17 protein-coding genes and 1 tRNA gene are annotated in these 19,077 nt (G+C 60.9%); 8 read left to right on the forward strand and 10 right to left on the reverse strand.

What is annotated here, in order from left to right; genetic code table 11:
- Window positions 1-387 precede the first annotated feature (387 nt).
- The 3 genes from HNO79_RS03825 to HNO79_RS03835 form a co-directional block, all read right to left on the reverse strand.
- A complete protein-coding gene (locus HNO79_RS03825; RefSeq protein WP_244987413.1) occupies window positions 388-1,629 on the reverse strand; it encodes an MFS transporter in 1,242 nt (413 codons plus the stop codon).
- Between the two features lie 235 nt (window positions 1,630-1,864).
- Window positions 1,865-2,548, reverse strand: a complete 684-nt coding sequence (locus tag HNO79_RS03830) for a hypothetical protein (RefSeq protein ID WP_214164490.1) — start codon at window positions 2,546-2,548, stop codon at window positions 1,865-1,867.
- Between the two features lie 62 nt (window positions 2,549-2,610).
- A complete protein-coding gene (locus HNO79_RS03835; RefSeq protein WP_214164489.1) occupies window positions 2,611-3,411 on the reverse strand; it encodes a hypothetical protein in 801 nt (266 codons plus the stop codon).
- Window positions 3,412-3,963: 552 nt separating this feature from the next.
- Here HNO79_RS03835 and HNO79_RS03840 point away from each other — a divergent pair.
- A complete protein-coding gene (locus HNO79_RS03840; RefSeq protein ID WP_187294170.1) occupies window positions 3,964-4,125 on the forward strand; it encodes a hypothetical protein in 162 nt (53 codons plus the stop codon).
- Window positions 4,126-4,488: 363 nt separating this feature from the next.
- Complete coding sequence (locus HNO79_RS03845; protein ID WP_244987414.1) at window positions 4,489-5,109, forward strand: hypothetical protein; 621 nt, start codon at window positions 4,489-4,491, stop codon at window positions 5,107-5,109.
- A 188-nt stretch (window positions 5,110-5,297) separates the two neighbouring features.
- Here the strand turns inward: HNO79_RS03845 and HNO79_RS03850 are convergent, their stop codons facing one another.
- From HNO79_RS03850 to HNO79_RS03865, 4 genes are all read right to left on the reverse strand, one after another.
- On the reverse strand, window positions 5,298-5,549 hold the full coding sequence (locus HNO79_RS03850; RefSeq protein WP_010515849.1) for a hypothetical protein: 252 nt from the start codon (window positions 5,547-5,549) through the stop codon (window positions 5,298-5,300).
- 118 nt (window positions 5,550-5,667) lie between these two features.
- Complete coding sequence (gene cls / locus HNO79_RS03855; RefSeq protein ID WP_214164487.1) at window positions 5,668-7,113, reverse strand: cardiolipin synthase; 1,446 nt, start codon at window positions 7,111-7,113, stop codon at window positions 5,668-5,670.
- A 255-nt stretch (window positions 7,114-7,368) separates the two neighbouring features.
- Window positions 7,369-9,072, reverse strand: coding sequence for a SulP family inorganic anion transporter (locus HNO79_RS03860; RefSeq protein ID WP_214164486.1), 1,704 nt, complete (start codon window positions 9,070-9,072; stop codon window positions 7,369-7,371).
- Window positions 9,073-9,234: 162 nt separating this feature from the next.
- Window positions 9,235-9,786, reverse strand: coding sequence for a hypothetical protein (locus tag HNO79_RS03865; protein ID WP_010515852.1), 552 nt, complete (start codon window positions 9,784-9,786; stop codon window positions 9,235-9,237).
- A 47-nt stretch (window positions 9,787-9,833) separates the two neighbouring features.
- Here HNO79_RS03865 and HNO79_RS03870 point away from each other — a divergent pair, with 47 nt between their 5' ends.
- Window positions 9,834-9,989, forward strand: coding sequence for a hypothetical protein (locus HNO79_RS03870; protein WP_181418223.1), 156 nt, complete (start codon window positions 9,834-9,836; stop codon window positions 9,987-9,989).
- Between the two features lie 394 nt (window positions 9,990-10,383).
- Window positions 10,384-11,382 (forward strand): aldo/keto reductase, encoded by a 999-nt coding sequence (locus HNO79_RS03875; RefSeq protein WP_214164485.1) that lies wholly within the window; start codon window positions 10,384-10,386, stop codon window positions 11,380-11,382.
- Between the two features lie 289 nt (window positions 11,383-11,671).
- Here the strand turns inward: HNO79_RS03875 and HNO79_RS03880 are convergent.
- A tRNA-Arg gene (locus HNO79_RS03880) sits at window positions 11,672-11,748 on the reverse strand.
- A 57-nt stretch (window positions 11,749-11,805) separates the two neighbouring features.
- Window positions 11,806-12,891, reverse strand: a complete 1,086-nt coding sequence (locus HNO79_RS03885) for an alpha/beta fold hydrolase (RefSeq protein ID WP_214164484.1) — start codon at window positions 12,889-12,891, stop codon at window positions 11,806-11,808.
- A 72-nt stretch (window positions 12,892-12,963) separates the two neighbouring features.
- Between HNO79_RS03885 and HNO79_RS03890 the strand changes: the two genes are divergently transcribed.
- From HNO79_RS03890 to HNO79_RS03905, 4 genes are read left to right on the forward strand one after another with little or no spacing between them, the layout of a single operon-like run.
- On the forward strand, window positions 12,964-13,179 hold the full coding sequence (locus HNO79_RS03890) for a zinc-finger domain-containing protein (protein WP_214164483.1): 216 nt from the start codon (window positions 12,964-12,966) through the stop codon (window positions 13,177-13,179).
- 14 nt (window positions 13,180-13,193) lie between these two features.
- Window positions 13,194-15,962, forward strand: a complete 2,769-nt coding sequence (gene polA, locus HNO79_RS03895; RefSeq protein ID WP_214164482.1) for a DNA polymerase I — start codon at window positions 13,194-13,196, stop codon at window positions 15,960-15,962.
- On the forward strand, window positions 15,962-16,591 hold the full coding sequence (locus HNO79_RS03900) for an SCO family protein (protein WP_010515813.1): 630 nt from the start codon (window positions 15,962-15,964) through the stop codon (window positions 16,589-16,591). The genes polA and HNO79_RS03900 overlap by 1 nt, the downstream gene beginning before the upstream one ends.
- 16 nt (window positions 16,592-16,607) lie before the next feature.
- Window positions 16,608-18,296 carry an ABC transporter substrate-binding protein gene (locus tag HNO79_RS03905; RefSeq protein WP_214164481.1) on the forward strand — a complete coding sequence of 563 codons (1,689 nt, stop codon included), beginning with the start codon at window positions 16,608-16,610 and terminating at the stop codon, window positions 18,294-18,296.
- 196 nt (window positions 18,297-18,492) lie between these two features.
- Here HNO79_RS03905 and HNO79_RS03910 read toward each other — a convergent pair whose 3' ends face one another.
- A complete protein-coding gene (locus tag HNO79_RS03910) occupies window positions 18,493-18,942 on the reverse strand; it encodes a DUF2501 domain-containing protein (RefSeq protein WP_010515811.1) in 450 nt (149 codons plus the stop codon).
- Window positions 18,943-19,077: the final 135 nt, after the last annotated feature.

Below are 19,077 nucleotides of genomic sequence, written 5' to 3' on the forward strand. Positions count from 1 at the left end.
CATTCTTCTGATCCGTTTCATCTGGCTTGTGTGCGGTGCGGATAGATGTCGAAATGAAGTTAAGAGAAAATATAAATATGATGCATAAAATTATTTAATTATTAAGGCATAAATCCCGTTTATTGTTTCGTGTCTTGAAGTAATTAAGCACGTATATACAGTCGTATTGTATTATTTATCAGCATCCGCGCAATAATCATGCCCGATGGCGGTCGGTGCATCATGTAGTCCTGCACAGCGACCCGTCCGCGATGGCGAATATCGAGGAAGTTCTGGTGTATGGCACGCAGGGGGAAGGTGCTCCCTGTAACCGTTCCTTGTTCCCGCCCTGAGCGGGTGACCTGTGTGCATGCACGGCACTGGGCGATGTCATGCATGTTACCTGCGTCAGGCGTGGGGATGCAGGGTCTGTTCCGGTTTCGCCACCACGGCGTGGGTGGCGCTGGTCAGTGGGTGCGGTACGACTTCACGGGGTTTTTTCGTCTGTCGGCGGACATAATATTCCGCCAGCCCCACCAGCGCGAAACCGATAAAGGCGAAGCACGATGACAGGACCGGCAGTCCGCCATAGGACCAGTGGGTATCCACGATATGACTGCCCGCCCACGCGCCGATTGCATTGCCGAAATTGAAGGAACTCTGGTTCATGACGGCAGCGATGTTGGGTGCCGACCCCGCACAGGCGACCACATAGGTCTGCAGCGGGGCCATGGGCGCATAGATGAATACCCCCCACAGGAACAGTAGCACCAGGCAGGCCCACGGATGCAGGCTGCCGGGCACAAGAAGGACCTGCACCATCGCCACGGCGGCCATAAGCCCGGCGCACGATGGCAGCATCTTCCAGTCCGCCAGTCGCCCGCCCAGCAGGTTGCCCAGGCATAGCCCTCCCCCGATCATGAGCAGGATGCCGTCAATCGCATGCGTACTGAACCCCGAACGGGTCTGCAGGAAAGGGGTGATATAGGTAAACAGGGTAAACATGCTGGAAGACGTGCACATCGACACCAGCATCATGGTCACGACCAGTGGGTGCAGCATGGCTTTGAACTGTGCCGATAGCGGAATGACGGGCCCACTGGCCCGGTCCTGCGGAATCCACAGCCACATGGTGGTCCATGCCAGCACGCCAACCGCACAGATCAGCCAGAACGCCATGCGCCAGGATGTCATCTGCGCCACGACAGTGCCCATCGGCACGCCAAGGATCATGGCCAGTGTCAGCCCGATATAGACAAGGGACAGCGCTTCCGCCCGCTTGGCGGGGGGCACGACCTGTGCCGCCATGATCGACGCCGCGCCATAGAACGTCCCGTGTGAAAACGATGTCAGCACACGTGCCAGCATGAGGCTGACGTAACCCGGCGCCATGGCGCTGCATGCATTGCCCGCGATGAAGATCGCCATTGTCAGCAGCAGCGTTGCGCGGCGTGACAGGCTGTTGGTCAGGATCGCCACAAGCGGGGAGGCAATGGTCACACCGATGGCATAGCCCGATACCAGCAGCCCCGCCTGTGCGATGGTGACATGCAGGCCGCTGGACAACTGTGGCAGCAGCCCCATGACAATGGTTTCCGTCGTGCCGAGGCCAAACGCCCCGATAGCAAGGGCAAGCAACGCAACAGGCAAGATACGCGTCCTCAGTTTACGGTAGCGGCCCATGCCGCCACGCCGGAAGAAGGGGCGGACGCGTTGTGAAATGAATGCGTCCCTTCCCATCCGTCACCGCACGTCATGGCGGCCTGTCTGCCCGGAGGGGAAAGGGCGGCTGTACCAGATTTCACCGGCCTTGACCGCAGGGAAATGCAGGTGATTTTGAAATATATTTTATGCAGGGACCTGATGTGTATGCAGAAATGCAAACTTAATACATATCTCTTATTTGGCGTTTTCTGTCCGTATCGCCGGATCCATATCGGGCGGGGTCAGGCATGTTGTCCCGCCGCAGGCTGACAAGGGGCGCCATCGGTTGTGGTGCCGGACAGCTTCGCCCGTCCCATGAACGGATCAGGACGCGTACGATCCGGCGCAGCGCGTCACGGTCGGCTATCAGGCGTCGGGCCTCGCTGTGTCGCACGGGGTCGTTCTGCCCGAACAAGGCGGTTTCATATCCCATCTGCCGCCCCATCTCGACATCGGGTAACGAGGACAGGGGGGCGTAGGATACGGACAGGCTGACCTGCTGGCTGGTCGTGCGGGCGGCAGTGGTTTCAAGGCCCATGGTCGGGGCGGTTGTCAGCGCACCGACCGTAAACTGGCCGCTACGGGTAAAACTGCCGGCAAGCTGCAGCGTCACATCGCCCGTTATGGTGCCCATTACGGGGTCTGCCGCCTGTTGTGCGCATTGCGCGGCCCGTACCGCCTGGTCAAGATGGCCGCCTTGCTGCGCGTTCCAGTCGGCGGCGTGTGAAACCGATACCACACCCGCCTGCGCCAGTGTGGACTGTATGCCTGCCATGGCGGCGGGGATGGTGGTCTGTCCGGCACGGCCATGCGCGCAGGCGGACAGGCATGCGGCGGCAGCCAGCATGGATGGAAGGGGTCGCATGGTTGTCCTGTCATCGGGAAAATAAAAGTTTCCGGGTGTCGCCTTTTTCAAAAAGCCGACGTTCAGGACGTGCCCGCCAGGTAGGCTTCGTTACTGGCGATAAGGGCGTCCCAGTCCTGTCCCGTTGGGGCCTGTATTCCGCCGGGTAGCAACTGCCGCCATGCCAGGCCATGCGCTTCCATTATGCGTGAGCGCAGCCACCGCCATGTCGCCTTCTGCATGCTGCCCCATGTCAGCAGCGTGACAAGGTCGGCATCCGCCGTGCCGGCATAATCCCACAACAGCAGACAGTGGCCACCCGCGCTGCCCGGTGTGGGGTCACCGTGGCTGGCGGGGGTGATGGTGTCCCATACGGGGGCAAGGCTGCCGTTGCCATCTTCCCACATATCCGACATGGCAAGCCGTACTCCGAGATAGGCAGCGGACAGTCCAGCCGTGATGTTGCGGATCCCGTTCAGATCTCCGCTTTCCACGCTTCCCCATAACGGGAACAGCGTCTGATCGGTCAGGCCGTAGCCGGACCGCAGGGCGGTGGTAAGGACATCGACTTCGGCGCCACCCTGATCCGTCAGGGGATTGCCCGGGATGTATCCGGTGGATGATGCGTAAAAGCGTACCGCATCGCCCGTCGTGACGGTAATCTGGTAGTCCCCCAGTGCTGCCGTGGCACGGATATGGTTGCCGATTCCCGCTGCCGTACAGTTGCCCAGCACGTCGTTGCCCAGCATGCGGGGCGCGGGATCAATCCGCGCACGGTTCAGACGGGGCGGGGCCCTGCGGGCCATGAAGGCACGCATGCCCGACAGTACTGGCTGTGGTCCCTGCAGTCGGGCAGGATGGCAGCCGAGTTTGCGCAGCGTCATTGCATGTATCCGAATCTGACTGGATGAGTTATCATGGGGGTTTCTTGAATGTAATTAATGGAAATATTTATATTATTTTGCACTTTAACTTAAAAAAAACAAATAAATGTTTCTGGGTGTGAAAATTATTATTTCGAACGTGCGCAGGTTGTTTCCTGTGTGTCGATGGGTTTTTATTATCAAATCCTGTGACGAATATATGTGCTGCGCATGCAGGCAGCAAAAGAAAACACGCCGCCCATCTGAACGGCTGGCAGGACTGCATGCAGGTCGTTAGGGGTGGGGGCGTGACCGCCTGTAAATAATTGTAAGGACAGGACGGGCGGGCAGGCCGTGCCTCTGGGTGGAAAAAGGGGAACAAAACCATGCAGATACGGCTGGAAATTAGGTTTCCTGCGCAGGGATATGCCCAACATTTCTGCTAAAAAAGAGGAAAATCCGCCAACTTGCCTGATTGACAGGAAAGCATGTTATTTTTAAGGCAATCTTATCGTTTTATGCCCAATACCTGAATTGTATTGCGTCGTATTTCAGAAAAAGGTTTTCTGGACCATGTCACTTGAGAGCATTGCCCTGCCCCGTACGGGCCCGCAGCCTGATGGCCACCGCACCAGTGAAGTGGCAGGGCATCACCGTACGCCGGTCCGTGGCATTCTGTTCGGCCTTCTGTTCAGCGTGCCATTATGGGCGCTGATCTTCTGCCTGTTCCGCTGACGTGGCTGTCCATACGGATACGGAAGTGCTCTGACCTCCGGTCATTCATTGGAACCGGCTGGAAAACCTGCACACCTCAAAAAAAATTTCTGGTGAAGCTTTTTTCAGAACGTTTTCGGACAACGTTGCCTTTTCAAAAAAAAGGCAACGCGTTGAAATATTTACATTTCAATCAATGGGATGCATCCGGCAGCCTGTAAGGGAAACCGGGCGGTAGGGTAAGCCTGCGCCGGAGCAGGAAACGGGATTTCCGTCATTATGTTTGTTTCGTATGTGCGAAACAGGCATGATGAAGGCCACGACATCTGCGTCAGATCCCACTTTAGACCTATGCCGTCCCCACTTCTGGAGCAACATACCCGCATGACAGTTGAGAACCACCGCAGCAACCGTCCTTTTCATTCCCTTCTGTCGCGTGTTGGAGGGGTCTGTATTGTTCTGTTGCCTGTCAGTGGTCTTGCGGGATGCGGTTATACGGATTCTCGCACCGCGCACCGCGCGCAGCTGGCCATGATCGGCATGAACAGCACGGATGTGCAGTCCTGCGTGGGGATTCCCGACAAGATCAAGAAAATAGACGACCATGTGCAGATTTTTGAATATTCGCGAACGCTGAATATTCCATCAACGAATGATTCAACATTCGTACCGCTGCAGACACTGGTCAACCTGACGGAAACAACCGTAGGCGGCGCGGGCAAGACCTGTATCGCGGATATCCGTATCGAGGACGACAAGGTCGTGGACCTGCATTATAGCGGCGATGATGATGAGATCATCGGGTCCGACGGGGTCTGTTCAATCGTGACACGCGGGTGTGTGCGTAAACCGGTCGAATCAATGCGCAAGGTCAAACGTGGTCCGCTGGGACCCATTTCCGCGTTCCATCCACCCAGAACGCCCGCCGTACCCGAAGCGCCCGGGTCGACCGCAATGCCTGTGACAACCGCCACGGTCAAAACGGTCTCGGCGGAGGGGAAATAACCTGTACCCCATCCCGCCACATGGTCATGGGGCAGGATGGGTCAGGCAGAAGGCTGTTTAGAAAACAATAAAAGTTTCCGGGTGTCGGCTTTTTTCAAAAAGACGCCGTATCAGGAAACATTCTGAAAAAAGCTTCACCAAAAACGTTTTACGATCGTGCGATGTTGTCCAGATGGTCTTCAGGACGTTTATTCGGCCGACTTGCGACCAAAGACGTAGCTGACCACGGATGCTGCCGCCAGAATCAGGAATCCGAACACCTTGCAGTAGGTCGGGATCCTGTTTTCATGCAGACGCACTTCACCCTTCAGGCCAGACAGGTGGTCCGAAATCTGCTTGTGCAGTTCGGATTTGTGCTGGTGCAGGGATTTTTCAAAATGCTTCGTGATTTCCTGAATGTCTTCAGGGCTGAGCTTACGAAGGTTTTCAGCGGTACTCATGGTCCGGTTTCTCCTGTTCGCATTCAGTGCAGGCTGCCCGTGCAATGGATCGGGCTCTTGTCCTGAATGTCGGTACAGGGCTGCGGGTTTTCAAGGGTTGATGATATATCCTGCCTATTCACAGAACGGGGCCAACCATGGCCAGTACGTTGTTCCATAATATGCGGTATCTGGGCCAGTTCATGACCATATCCAGCGTGATGGGGGTGGCGGTATTGATATAGGTCTGCTGGCGTGCGTGGATGTCCGCGGTGAAAGCGGGGTCTACGAACAGGATGTTGTTTTCGAAATTGAGGTCAAAGCTGCGCCGGTCCAGGTTGGCTGACCCTATCATGGTCATCTTTCCATCAACCGTCAGCGCCTTGGTATGCAGCAGGCCGTGCGGGTATTCATACAGCTTCACGCCCGCTTCCAGCAGTTCACGGTAATAGCTGCGGCTGGCACCTGCGACGATCCATGAATCATTGCGTGTCGGCACCGTCAGCGTCGTGTTAACGCCGCGCCGGGCTGCGGCGCACAGGGCGGCCTGTATGGGTTCATCCGGCACGTAATAGGGCGTTGTCACCGTCAGCTCCCGCGCCGCCGCGTTCATCAGCGATACGAACACCTCCGGCATCGCGGCATAGCGTACGGCCGCACTTGTCCCGATTACCTGCGCCACGAAGCCCCTGCCCGCCGGAATGTCCGCCGTGGTCAGCAGGCTGGTCAGATCCTCGCCGGTGTGACCGAACCAGTCGGTTGCGAACAGGTGCTGGTTCTGCAGCACCACGGGACCTTCAAAGCGTGTGACAAGATCGACCCATGGCGCAAAGCGCGGCTTGACCCGGAATGCCGCGTCGGCGCAGTTCTGGCTGCCGCAATAGGTCACGCGGCTGTCTATGACGATAATCTTGCGGTGGTTGCGCATGTCAAACCGCCCGCGAAAGGGGCGTTGCAGCAGGTTGCCGATGGGCAGGGCGCGTACAAGCCGCACGCCCGCTTCGTGCATGTCCCGCCAGTGGCGGCTGTGGATTAGGCGCCGCGATCCCAGGTCGTCCGCCATGACGCGGCATGTAACACCGCGTGCCGCCGCGCGTTTCAGGGCCTCGACCACTTTCATGCCGTTATTGTCGGACAGCCAGATATAGAAGCTGATATGCACGTGTTCCCGCGCGGCGTTGATATCAGCCACCATTGCGGTAATTGCCGCATCAGAATCCGGCATGAGTGCCGCGCTGTTGCCCCCCATGGGGGGATAGCCGCTGATCGACTGCCCGACGCGGAACAGCGGGGCAAGGCGCGGGTGCAGCCCGAAGTCACGTTCGGCATCAATCAGCGCATTGCCGGTCTTGCCGGGAACGGGCAGCCGTTTGATGGCCTCCCGGATACGCTCGAGGATACGCCCGTTCAGATGGGTTTCGCCCAGCAGCAGATAGGCAATCATGCCAAGGATGGGCAGGGAACCGATAATGGCCACCCATGCCACGCGTGACGCGGGCTGCCGGTGTGGCCGGAGCAGGACGCGGATGATGAACAGGATCTGGAACGTAATGGTGGTTGCCGCACTGACCCAACCCCATTGCATGACCTGTTCCCATCCTGTTTGGAAATGACGCGCGACAGCGGGTATCGTATCGCCTTGGTACGGTATGGACAACCGATGGCGGCCATGACTGGTGGTTGTATCTTCGTGCCGCAGGCGGGGCGGGATATGCGGAAGACTGTGTCGCGTGTCAGTTGCCGGAATGTCCTGAAAACCGGAAGGCTGCCTGAAAAGTCGGCTTATGAAACATCCTGTAAATCTACTGAAAGTCTTTGGTGAAGCTTTTTGAAGAAAGCTTCAGGGGCCACCGTCCGCCATGATCTTTTGTGCCGCCGCGATGGCGGTATGCAACTGCGCATGGATGTTGGCCGCCCCGATGACCGGGGTAATGCGATGGCGGTCCATGTCGGCGCGCAGGTAGGAACTGACACGACCGAATACCACAGTGACATGCCGTGCCCGCAGGGCCGTGAACAGGTCACGCAGGTCGCTTGCGGCGGAAAAGTCGATATCCGTGATGGGGCTGGCGTCAATCACCAGGCAGCGGACGGGGGTGGGCGCACTGTCAACCAGCACCTGCACGTCGTGCGCGAACCGGGTGGCGTTGGCATAGAACAGGTCGGCGCAGAAGCGATAGACAATCAGCCCCGGTGCAGTCTGCTGGCCTGCCTTCACGTCATAGGGTTCCAGCAGGCCCGACTGACCGTCACGGCGTAGGATCATGGTATGCGGTTCGTAGCTGTGGCGTACGTGGCGGAACAGCGACAGGGCGATGGCCAGGAATATGCCCTGTTCCACCCCGATCCCCACGACGGCGGCGGCCGTAACCAGCGCCAGCCCGAACTCGCCGGGGCTTTCACGCCGGATCGCCTGCATCGCCCGTGCATCGATCATGCCCAGTGCCACGGTAAAGACGATGGACGCCAGAACGCAGCGCGGCAGGTACTGCAGCGGCGCGGTCAGGAACACCAGCACCAGCATCGTAACGGTGGCGAATGTCAGCTGCGCAAGCTGGCTGCGCGCGCCCGCGCGTACCGCCATTGCCGTCTGGGTCGGGCTGCCATTGACGGTGAATGTCCCGCTCAGCCCCGCAACCGCGTTGGCGGCGCACAGGCCCAGAATGTCCGCATTGTCATCCACCGGGTCATGGAAGCGCAGGGCAAAGGCGCGTGATGTCGCCGCACTCTGCGCAATGATGACAAAAACGCACGATGTCGTGGCAGGCAGCAGCGCCAGCATGTCATTCCATGACACGTCGGGTATGGACAGGCGGGGCAGGCCACCCGCGATCGGGCCAATGGTCTCGATCCCGAACCGTGACAGGCCGATGCCCATGCTGGCCACGATCGTGCCCACCACGATCACCAGCGCCAGTGGTGCGCGCGGGGCCAGCCTGTCCCCGATCATGATCGCCGCCACGATGCAGGCGGACAGCAGCAGGGTGGGAACATTTACATGCGAAAGCCGTGTTATGGTCTGGAACAGCTGCAGCATCGGGTTATGCGCTGTGGTGGCAATGCCCAGCATGTCGCGCGTCATGGCCAGCGCGACCTGCACGCCCACCCCGGCCAGAAAGCCCACCAGCACGGTGCGGGACAGGAAATCCGCCAGGAACCCGAGGCGGAACAGGCGCGCGACCAGCAGGAAACCCGCGCTGAGCAGGGCGACCATGCTGACCAGCGCCATGTAATGCGGGCTGCCCGGCGCCGCCATGCGGCCCACCGCGCTGGAGAAAATGGCGGCGGTGGCGGAATCGGCTGCAACAACCAGATGTTTCGAGGCCCCGAAACAGGCGAACGCCACCAGTGGCAGCAGCACCGTGTACAGCCCCGTAACCGCCGGCATGGACGCAATGCGGGTATAGCCCAGCACCTGCGGAATATTCATGGATGCAAGCGACAGCCCGGCCATGACATCGCGCAGCCGGGCACGCCACCCGCTGCACGCATGTGACCCGCTGGCCGTTTTGCCTGATTCCGATCCGCCTGTTCCGGTCCGCATGACCCATACCGTCCATTACCCACACGGCCGGACTGGCATTGGGCCAGTCTTCATGACGGCATGTGGTCAGTAATGCTGGTCATATCCGGAAAGATTGCAGACCTTGCAAGGTCCATCGCCCTGTGACCTGCCATGCCGCCCTTTCTCTGGCCGGGGCATGTGTTACTGCAGATGTTCGGTTTCGGCATCCATATCGTGGACCAGTGCCTGCGCCAGCGCCTGATGGGTTTCGATCAGCCTGACATTATCCTTATCAAGCTGTGGCGTGTCCTTTGTCTTTCTGGGGGGCGCCTGAATCATGGTATTCGTCATTTCAAAGGCGGTCAGGCTCATGACGAAATCCTCTGCTGACATGCCATGCTGCTGCAGGATCGGCTGAAGCTGCGGCATGGCCTGCGTACGCCGGATGGTGGTGGTCAATGTCATGTTGGCGGTCTGGGTGGGGGGGATGATGCCAGCGCGCCTGATCTGCCGGACCAGGGGCAGCATGCGGGCGAAGAAGTCCTTGGGCAGTTTGTACTGCGCCACCTTGTGGATGTCCTGCTGGATCGCTTCATGCACGGCACGCTGGATTTCCGCGCGCTGTTCATCGGTGGGACCATGGTGTTCTTCCGCCTGCTGCGCATGGGCCGGGCGCAGGGGGCAGGCCAGGTCGATAAAACCAAGCGCACAGGCACTGGCCACAAGCATGCCCCGCAGGGGAAAGGGTGTCATCGGTCGCTCCATTTGCCCCGTCCGGGTCGGGAATCGCAGGAATCAGCATGGCTGACGGTACATTCATGCCGATTTTGCGGGACGGGCCCATTCAGTCAATATGGATGAAGAAGCGCGAAGGGAACCGTTCAGCCGGGCAATGGCGATTTTATGCCGCCGGCATGTCGTCTCTCCTGATCCATGAAAAGGCTTGTGCCGGGTAACGTCACCGAACCTGCCCCGCCGTGATAATGGAGCGTCGTGGATGGGCCAGCGTATCGAAAAGCGAAAGCGTATGGTTCCCTGGTGTCAGGGCACCTCGGGAACGTCCCGGCGCCATGCTCCGTGCGCCATACGGTGTTCAGTGAATCACCTGTTCCATAAAAAGGGAATCCTGCATGTCGATCAATGCGGGTGGTCCTGTTTCATACCCTGTCCGTGGCCTGTATGGATGCTGACAGGCAGCATGGTTTAAAGCCCCCTGAAAAGCCGGTTCCCGTTTCGCGACCGGAAGTAAGGGTCGGGGCGGCTTAACAACGAACCCCAGGCTGTGGCACGGTGGGCTACGAGGCGGTTGGCACGCCGTCATAACCGGTTTCACGAACACGGAGAGTATTCATGACCCAGGCGTCTGTTACGGAAACCACCACGATCCGGGGGCTGAAACACCCTGTCTCGCGCATTGCACTTGGCACATGGGCCATTGGCGGATGGATGTGGGGTGGCCCGGATGACCGCAACGCCATTGCCACCATACAGGAAGCCGTCGAACTGGGCATAACGCTGGTTGATACGGCCCCCGTCTATGGTTTTGGCCATTCGGAGGAAATCGTGGGACAGGCCCTTGCCGGGCGGCGGGACAAGGTGGCGATCGCGACCAAGGTCGGGCTGGACTGGACGGGCGACCACAAGCCGTTCCGCAATACCTCGCCTGCGCGTATCCGCAAGGAAATCGAGGATTCCCTGCGCCGCCTGCGCACGGATTACATCGACCTGTATCAGGTCCACTGGCCTGATTCCGCCGTGCCGATGGAGGAGACCGCCCGCACGCTGGAAGATCTGGTGAAGGAAGGCAAGGTACTGGCGCTTGGTGTCAGTAACTTCACCATTGCGGAAATGGATGCCTTCCGTGCGGTCGCTCCGCTGGCTGCGGTGCAGCCACCGTACAACCTGTTCGAGCGTGGGATGGAGCATGACATCCTGCCCTATGCGCGCCAGCATGACCTGACCATCCTTGCTTATGGTCCGCTCTGCCGTGGCCTGCTGTCGGGCAAGATGACGGCGCAGACCGAATTCGGTCCCGATGACCTGCGTAGCGCCGACCCGAAGTTCCAGTCTCCCCGCTTTGCCCAGTATCTGGAAGCCGTGCGCCAGTTGCAGGAATTCGCGCGTGAGAAACATGGCAAGTCGCTTCTGGCGCTGGCCATCCGCTGGGTGCTGGATCAGGGGCCAACCATTGCCCTGTGGGGCGCGCGTCGCCCGGACCAGATCGCAGCGGTCGCTGATGCAGTCGGCTGGCACCTGAGTGCTGATGACCTGCGAGAGATTGATACGATCCTCAGCACCTGCATCAAGGACCCGGTCGGGCCGGAATTCATGGCGCCTCCGGGCCGCTGACGGTTGGGCGGCCCCGTTCCATGGTCGGTCTGCATACGCTCCCTGCGGAGGTGAGTACGCCGGCACGCCGACCGGAACGGGTGGACCGCATCACCTGCCGGACCGCCTGTCATTCAGGGGTGGGTTTTTTCGCAAGGCTACACCCAGGCGGCAGGCCAACTGTCCAGATGGTGCGGGATGCGTCTGCATGTGTCCGCAATGATCTGCCCCATCGCGGATTCAGTTATAGGGCCAGAAGGCGGGCATGCTGGCCCGAACCGGGGTAAAGAACAGAAATTTTAGGGGATAATGGCGGACTCGAAAGGATTCGAACCTTCGACCTTCGCCTTCGGAGGGCGACGCTCTATCCAGCTGAGCTACGAGTCCACGTCCGTCTGCATACATCGGGATCAGGTCAAACGCCACCCCTGAAATCAGGAAAAATCATTGCGGCGCGATCCAGTCCATCCATCCGGGCAGGATGGGCAGGGGCCCCGCGCGTCCTTTCTGATCCGCCATCCATGCTGCCGCTGCCATATCCCCGCCCGAAGGCAGGAAACTGTCCGGAGTGATGATCCAGCTGGTCATGTCCGCCGTAACCCGGTTGGCATCCCGGCTGCGCAGCAGCAGGTGATAGCCACCGGGAATATAGTCATGCCGTGTGGCCTGTGGCATGCGCCGCCATGCCCGTGCCATGGCCGGGGCGGGAATGACCTGGTCATGGCCGCCAGAGATCACCAGCACGCGTCCGTGCATGTGCGCATCCGCCTGTGCCGCGCGGTGCATGAGGTCGGTCAGGCCGGACAGGGCCACCGTGCTGGTGTCACGCAGGGTCAGCGGGTCGTAATACAGGCGGGCCAGCGCCAGCATGTCATCGGCCGCCGTGACATGGACGGGCAGTTCATGGCCGCTCAGCCGCCATCGGGGAGCCAGCGCGGCAATCAGGTGGCTGGTCATGCGCGTGCCGGCATCAAGATCCCATACCGCCGGTGCCAGCAGGATATAGCCCGCCACGGGTGGCGTGTCGGTCTGTGACGCCAGCACGATGGCCAGCGCGCCGCCCATGCTTTCCCCCACGATATACAGCGGAACACCGGGATGTTCGCGCCCGATGGAGGTGGCAAGCGTGGACACGGTCCGCAGCAGGGCATCCGTTCCCACCCATCCACCACGCTGCGCTGTCTGCCCGAAACCGGGCAGGTCTGGCGCGATGACGGTCATGCCCGCCGCATTCAGCGCGGGGGCGGGGCGTTCCCATGCATCGCGGCTGTCATTGAATCCATGCAGCGCAAGGATGACGGCATGTTCCGCCCCCCGTGCGGGCCAGATGCGCAGCGGCACCGCGCCGACGCCCGCAATCGTGACCGTGCGGTCCGCCGGGATCAGGCGTGCAAGGTCCGGGTGTCGTGCGGGGATGGCGGGCGGTGCGGCTTCATGCGTGCTGCAGGCTGCCAGCATCACAAAAAGCGCTGGATAAAGCAGGCGTGACAGGTGAGTGTTTGAAAGCACGGCAATCCTGCGTATCATCATGGACAAGGTGCATGGTCCGTCCGTGGATGGACATGCAGACCAAAGCCGGACAACAACCCGAGGCCCGTCAAAATGCAAGCCCTGTCCCACGATCCCGTTCCGCACCCCCGTCTGGGTACGATTGAAACCATTGTCGTCGATTCGCGTACCCTGTCCTGTGACGGGGGCCTGGGCGCGCTGGGGCACCCGCGGGTTTTCCTGCGCATTGCCGACCACCAGACATTCTGCCCCTACTGTTCGCGGCTGTTCGTGCTCAGCCCCGACGCCCCGGCGGTCACCGGTCACTGACTGCATCCTGATACATGTCCAGCGACAAGCAGGTTCACCTGATCCTGGTGGATGGTTCGGGCTTCATTTTCCGCGCCTTCCACGCACTGCCTCCCATGACCAGCCCCGACGGCACGCCCGTCAATGCAGTCTATGGTTTTTCGAACATGCTGTCGCGCCTGCTGCGCGAACATGCGGGTACCCATCTGGCGGTCATATTCGATGCGGGACGCCATACCTTCCGCAATGACCTGTATGACGAATACAAGGCCCACCGCCCCGAACCGCCGGAGGACCTGCGCCCGCAGTTCAGCCTTGTGCGTGACGCGACAGCCGCCTTCGGCGTGCCGGCGCTGGAGGAAGCGGGCTGGGAAGCTGATGACCTGATCGCGGCCTATGCCCGCAAGGTGACCGATGCGGGTGGGCAGTGCACCATCTATTCATCCGACAAGGACCTCATGCAGCTCATCCGCCCCGGCGTGATGATGATGGACCCGATCAAGAACCGGCCCATCGGGGCAAAGGAGGTCGAGGCCAAGTTTGGCGTTACCCCGGACAAGGTGGCGCAGGTGCAGGCCCTGATTGGCGATCCGGTGGACAATGTGCCCGGCGTGCCCGGCATCGGTCCCAAGACCGCATCGGCGCTGATGGCGGAATACGGGTCGCTGGACGCCATACTGGCAGGTGCGGAGGGCATGAAGGCGTCCAAGCGGCGTGATAACCTGCTGGCCCATGCCGACATGGCCCGCCTGTCGCTGCAACTGGTGACATTGCGTGAAGACGCGCCGTGCCCCGAACCCCTGTCCGATCTTGCCTGCTGTGACGTGGACATGGCCCGTCTGGGTGCGTGGCTGTCGGATATGGGGTTTTCATCCCTGCTGCAGCGCATGGGGCTCAAGGCGAAGCCGCGCCCGCGCATCTCGGCGCATGATACGCCTGCCGCCCGGCCGGCAGGCGAACTGCCCCCGATCCCGCCCGAACCCTATGGCCCGTATGAAACGGTGACCGATCCCGAAGTGCTGCGGAAATGGGTGGAGCAGGCGCGCACCGGTGGCGTCTGCGCGGTGGATACGGAAACCGACGGCCTTGACCCGCTTACGGCGCCGCTGGTTGGCATATCACTCGCCCCGCAATGTGGCAGGGCGTGCTATATTCCGCTCAGCCACCAGGTTGACCTGATGGACAGCCTTGGCACGCCACAGATGCCCGTGAAAACGGCGCTGGACATCCTTGACCCGCTGTTTGCCGATCCGTCGGTGCTCAAGGTGTTCCAGAACGCCAAGTTCGACCTGCTGGTGCTGACACAGGCAGGCTGCGTCCAGCCCGCCCCGATTGATGACACCATGCTGATTTCCTACGCCCAGTCGGCGGGAAAGCATGGGCAGGGAATGGATGAACTCTCGCGTCTGACCCTTGACCATACGCCCATCCCCTATGACGAGGTGACGGGCACGGGGCGCAACCGGGTGGTGTTTTCCAAGGTGGATATCGCCCGCGCAACGCCCTATGCGGCGGAAGATGCGGATGTGACCCTGCGGCTGTGGCAGGTGCTCCGCCCGCAGCTGCGCACCAACCATGCACTGGCGCTATATGAGGAAATGGAACGCCCGCTGGTGCCGATCCTGGCGGATATGGAACGGGCGGGCATTGCGGTCGATGCGGATGACCTGCGCGCCATGTCCACCGAGTTCGCGCAGCGCATGGGCGTGATCGAGGCCGAGATCCACACGCTCGCCGGACGCGATTTCAATGTCGGCTCCCCCAAGCAGCTTGGCGAGATCCTGTTCGATGAAATGGGCCTGCCAGGTGGCAAGCGGACCAAGGCGGGCGCATGGGGTACGGATTCGTCGGTGCTGCAGGATCTGGCGGATCAGGGGCATGACCTGCCCGCGCGGATTCTGGCATGGCGGCAACTGGCCAAGCTGAAAAGCACCTATGCCGATGCACTGCTCAACCAGATCAATCCTGCGACGGGGCGGGTGCATACATCGTTCCAGATGGCGGTGACGACAACGGGCCGCCTGTCATCGAATGATCCCAACCTGCAGAACATCCCCATCCGCACGGAAGAAGGCGGCCGGATCCGCCGGGCCTTTGTTGCGGCACCGGGACATGTGCTGGTCTCGGCCGACTATTCCCAGATCGAACTGCGGCTTCTGGCGGACGTGGCGGACATCCCCGCATTGCGCGAGGCGTTTGAACTGGGGCAGGACATCCATGCCCGCACGGCGTCCGAAGTGTTCGGCATCCCGCTGGAAGGCATGGACCCGCTGACACGCAGGCGGGCCAAGGCCATCAATTTTGGCATCATCTACGGCATCAGCGCCTTCGGGCTGGGCCGTCAGCTTGGCATTCCGCCCGGTGAGGCACGGGGCTATATCGACGCCTATTTCGCCCGTTATCCCGGCATTCGTGATTACATGGAACGGGTGAAGGCCGAAGCGCGGGCGAAGGGGTATGTCACCACGCCATTCGGCCGTCGCTGCTGGGTGCCGGGCATTGCCGACAAAAGCGCCGTGCGCCGCAACTATGCCGAACGCCAGGCCATCAACGCTCCGTTGCAGGGGGGGGCGGCCGACATCATCAAACGCGCCATGGTGCGAATTCCTGCCGCCCTGTCGGATGCGGGGCTTGACGGACGCATGCTCCTTCAGGTCCATGACGAACTTGTGTTCGAGGTGCGCAAGGATGATGCCGATCGTCTGGCAGCCCTCGTCAGGCAGGTCATGGAATCCGCAGCCACCCTTTCGGTGCCGCTGGTCGTGGAAACCGGGACCGGAACGAATTGGGCGGATGCACACTGATGATGCGAAATGAACGGGACCGGTTCTTTGTTATTGTAGGGCTGGTTATACTCGCGGTTTCCTCGGTGGCCGGATATTTCGGCTACCGTTATTCCAGCAACGCCCCCGTGCCGCTGACCACGTACGGCAACCCCGTTGGCGGCTCGTTCCGTCTGATCAACGGGGCGGACGGATCGGTGATGGATACCGATTTCCGCGGACGGTGGATGATGATCTATTTTGGCGACACCCACTGCCCCGATACGGTCTGTGGCGCCACCGTCAAGGCGATGGCCGATGGGGTGGAGGCGCTGGGCCGTGACCGTGCGCATCTGGTGGTGCCCATTTTCATTTCCCTTGATCCCATGCGCGATACGACGGAAGTACTGCGCACCTATGCCCTGCGGTTCGGGACGCATGTCACGGTCATGACGGGATCGCCCAAGATGCTGGAAGCCGTGGCGAAGGAATACCACGCTCCCTACGTCCGCCATGATGGGGAAAATGGCGAATACAGCATGGAACCCGCCACCCAGATCGTGATCATGTCGCCCACCGGGCGGTATGCCGGCAGCCTGCCATCCACCGCCACGGCGGCGGAGGTGACGGCACGCATGACGGAACTCATGAACGCACCGGGCAAGCACTGAAACAGCAGGACCGCGCATGAAGGCACCATGGCAGGCATCCGGCGCGGCCCTGTTCCTTCTGCTGGGGGCGGGAGTGCATGGCCTGCCTGCCCGCGCGGCTGACGGTACACAAGGCAGTCCCCACCGGGGGGGCACATTGCGGCTGACGGCGGTCACGTCCGCCGGTACGCTGGACCCGCAGGTCAATTACACCAGCCAGTACATGCAGCTTGTGGCTGTCATGTATGACGGCCTGCTGACCTATCCCAAGCTGGAAGGCCCGGCCGGGGCACAGGTGGTGCCCGATCTGGCGCAGTCCATGCCCGAACGGCTGGATGATGGGCGCACATGGGTGTTTACCCTGCGCGACGGCATCCGTTTTTCCGATGGAACCCCACTCACCGTGGCGGATGTCGCGGCGTCGTTTCGGCGGCTGTTCCGCGTGGGTTCCCCAACGGCGGGGTCGTTTTACGGGGGCATCCGTGGGGCGGATGACTGCCTGCGCGATCCGGCGCACTGCACGCTGGATGGTGGCGTGGAGACGGACGTGGCCACGCGGCGCATCACCATTCACCTGATCGCGCCGGATTCCGAATTCCCACAAAAAATCGCGTTCGGGCATGCGGTGATCCTGCCCGCCAGTACGCCCGCGCATGACCTTGGCAACGTGGCGGCCCCCGGGACCGGGCCATACCGCATCGTGTCCTCCATCCCCGACCGGGGCATGCGGCTGGAACGCAATCCCTACTTTCATGAATGGAGCGACGCCGCCCAGCCCGACGGGTATGTCGATGCCATACAGTATGACTATGGCCTGTCGGAGGAGGATGCCGTCACGGCTGTGGAGCGGGGACAGTACGACTGGATGGCGGGACTGAAGCCACTGGACCGGCTGGGGGAAATTGGCGGGCGGTATACGGCGCAGGTCCATGTCTATCCGTTGTATGGGCTTATGTTCCTGCCCATGAACGTCAATATCCCGCCCTTTAGCGACATCCGCGCAAGAAAGGCGGTCAATTACGCGCTCGATCGCCGCGCCATGACCATCCTGTATGGCGGATCGGGTATTGCAGCCCCACTGTGCCGCATGGTGCCGCCCGGCCTGTTGCCCGGTGACGGGCAATGCGCATGGACCGAAGGGGCCGATCCCGACCATCCGGCCCCGCGCTGGACCCGTCCCGACATGACGCGTGCCCGCCAGCTTGTGCATGACAGCGGGACAGCGGGGCAGGACGTGACCCTGATCGTGCCAGCCACCGCCATGGGAACCAGTATGGGCACCTATCTGCGCGACATGTTGCAGGATATTGGCTACCACGCGCGGCTGCATCCACTTTCGGCAGCCATGGAAATGTCCTATGCGCAGAACAGCGCCAACCATGTCCAGATCAGCCTTATGGGGTGGTATGCGGATTATGTGTCGCCATCCAATTTTGTCGATACGCTGTTCGACTGCGACAATTTCCATCCCGGATCCGACAGTTCGATCAATGTGTCGGGCCTGTGTGATCCGGGTATGCAGGAACTGGTGGCGCGCATTCGCAACGAACACGACCCACAGGTGATGCAGGATCTGTGGCGCAGGGTGGATGACCGGATTACCCGCCTGGCCCCCGCGGCCCCCATGATCAGCATAAGCTATGTTGATCTGGTGTCGCCCCGTTTGGGGAATTATTTTTCCACACGGCTGTACCACATGACGTTTTCACGGGTGTGGGTGCAGTAAGGGCGTGTTGATAATGAACTGATAAAGGTTTTTGGGTATCGCCTTTTTTCAAAAAGGCGATGTTTCCTGAAACTACTACATGACGGCCCGATGTGTCCCTGGCGCAGGCGTTTCAGGCATCCCCCGGCAATGGCAGCAGGCATTAAAAAACCCCGCCGGAAGACCCGGCGGGGCGGATACGGGGAGGGGGCCCGGATCAGAGCATGGACTTCGCGCGGGCTTCAACCTTCGCGCAGGCCTGCTTGCGGATGTCGGCCGATGCGTCTTCCAGCGAGATCGGCGCCTTGCCGCCCACCTTCAGCAGACCGGTGGAACCGTCAGCATAGGACATGTTGCCCTTCTGGTTGGACGGCACGTCGTTGGTCTTCTTGTTCAGCGCCGCCAGGACCGGCCATGCTTCGGACGAGTTCAGGTAGTTGGACTGGATGCAGTAATTCAGGATACCGCCCAGATCGGCAGGCTTGGCTGAAGCCACGGCCGAATACACCGTGTCGGCCGACAGGGAACCGGGCTTGATCGCCTCGACCTGGTTTGCAACGCCGGCCCCGGTCGGCGGCGAGATTTCGGCGGCATGGGCCGCAAGCGGCGCGACTGCCAGAATTGTGGCAAATGCACCGGCAGACAGAACGCGACTGAACGACACCATATTGATTTTCCTTACATTGTTTGTCGGGCGGAACAGGGCTGACCGTCCCGCCATTTGTAAATCTGTGTGTCAGACATAACACGATGCGGCAGTCCGGTACCCGTGTGGCTGATATGTCTGGCATTCGGCTTTTCG

Source organism: Komagataeibacter oboediens, from assembly GCF_018491655.1.
Lineage (GTDB): Bacteria > Pseudomonadota > Alphaproteobacteria > Acetobacterales > Acetobacteraceae > Komagataeibacter > Komagataeibacter oboediens.

Bases quoted from the DNA above. Each gene is read 5' to 3' on its own strand.
- HNO79_RS03830 (WP_214164490.1), bottom strand. From the start codon at position 2,548: ATGCGACCCCTTCCATCCATGCTGGCTGCCGCCGCATGCCTGTCCGCC.
- HNO79_RS03835 (WP_214164489.1), bottom strand. From the start codon at position 3,411: ATGACGCTGCGCAAACTCGGCTGCCATCCTGCCCGACTGCAGGGACCA.
- HNO79_RS03840 (WP_187294170.1), top strand. From the start codon at position 3,964: ATGTCACTTGAGAGCATTGCCCTGCCCCGTACGGGCCCGCAGCCTGAT.
- HNO79_RS03845 (WP_244987414.1), top strand. From the start codon at position 4,489: ATGACAGTTGAGAACCACCGCAGCAACCGTCCTTTTCATTCCCTTCTG.
- HNO79_RS03850 (WP_010515849.1), bottom strand. From the start codon at position 5,549: ATGAGTACCGCTGAAAACCTTCGTAAGCTCAGCCCTGAAGACATTCAG.
- cls (WP_214164487.1), bottom strand. From the start codon at position 7,113: ATGCAATGGGGTTGGGTCAGTGCGGCAACCACCATTACGTTCCAGATC.
- HNO79_RS03860 (WP_214164486.1), bottom strand. From the start codon at position 9,072: ATGCGGACCGGAACAGGCGGATCGGAATCAGGCAAAACGGCCAGCGGG.
- HNO79_RS03865 (WP_010515852.1), bottom strand. From the start codon at position 9,786: ATGACACCCTTTCCCCTGCGGGGCATGCTTGTGGCCAGTGCCTGTGCG.
- HNO79_RS03870 (WP_181418223.1), top strand. From the start codon at position 9,834: ATGGCTGACGGTACATTCATGCCGATTTTGCGGGACGGGCCCATTCAG.
- HNO79_RS03875 (WP_214164485.1), top strand. From the start codon at position 10,384: ATGACCCAGGCGTCTGTTACGGAAACCACCACGATCCGGGGGCTGAAA.
- HNO79_RS03885 (WP_214164484.1), bottom strand. From the start codon at position 12,891: ATGATGATACGCAGGATTGCCGTGCTTTCAAACACTCACCTGTCACGC.
- HNO79_RS03890 (WP_214164483.1), top strand. From the start codon at position 12,964: ATGCAAGCCCTGTCCCACGATCCCGTTCCGCACCCCCGTCTGGGTACG.
- polA (WP_214164482.1), top strand. From the start codon at position 13,194: ATGTCCAGCGACAAGCAGGTTCACCTGATCCTGGTGGATGGTTCGGGC.
- HNO79_RS03900 (WP_010515813.1), top strand. From the start codon at position 15,962: ATGATGCGAAATGAACGGGACCGGTTCTTTGTTATTGTAGGGCTGGTT.
- HNO79_RS03905 (WP_214164481.1), top strand. From the start codon at position 16,608: ATGAAGGCACCATGGCAGGCATCCGGCGCGGCCCTGTTCCTTCTGCTG.
- HNO79_RS03910 (WP_010515811.1), bottom strand. From the start codon at position 18,942: ATGGTGTCGTTCAGTCGCGTTCTGTCTGCCGGTGCATTTGCCACAATT.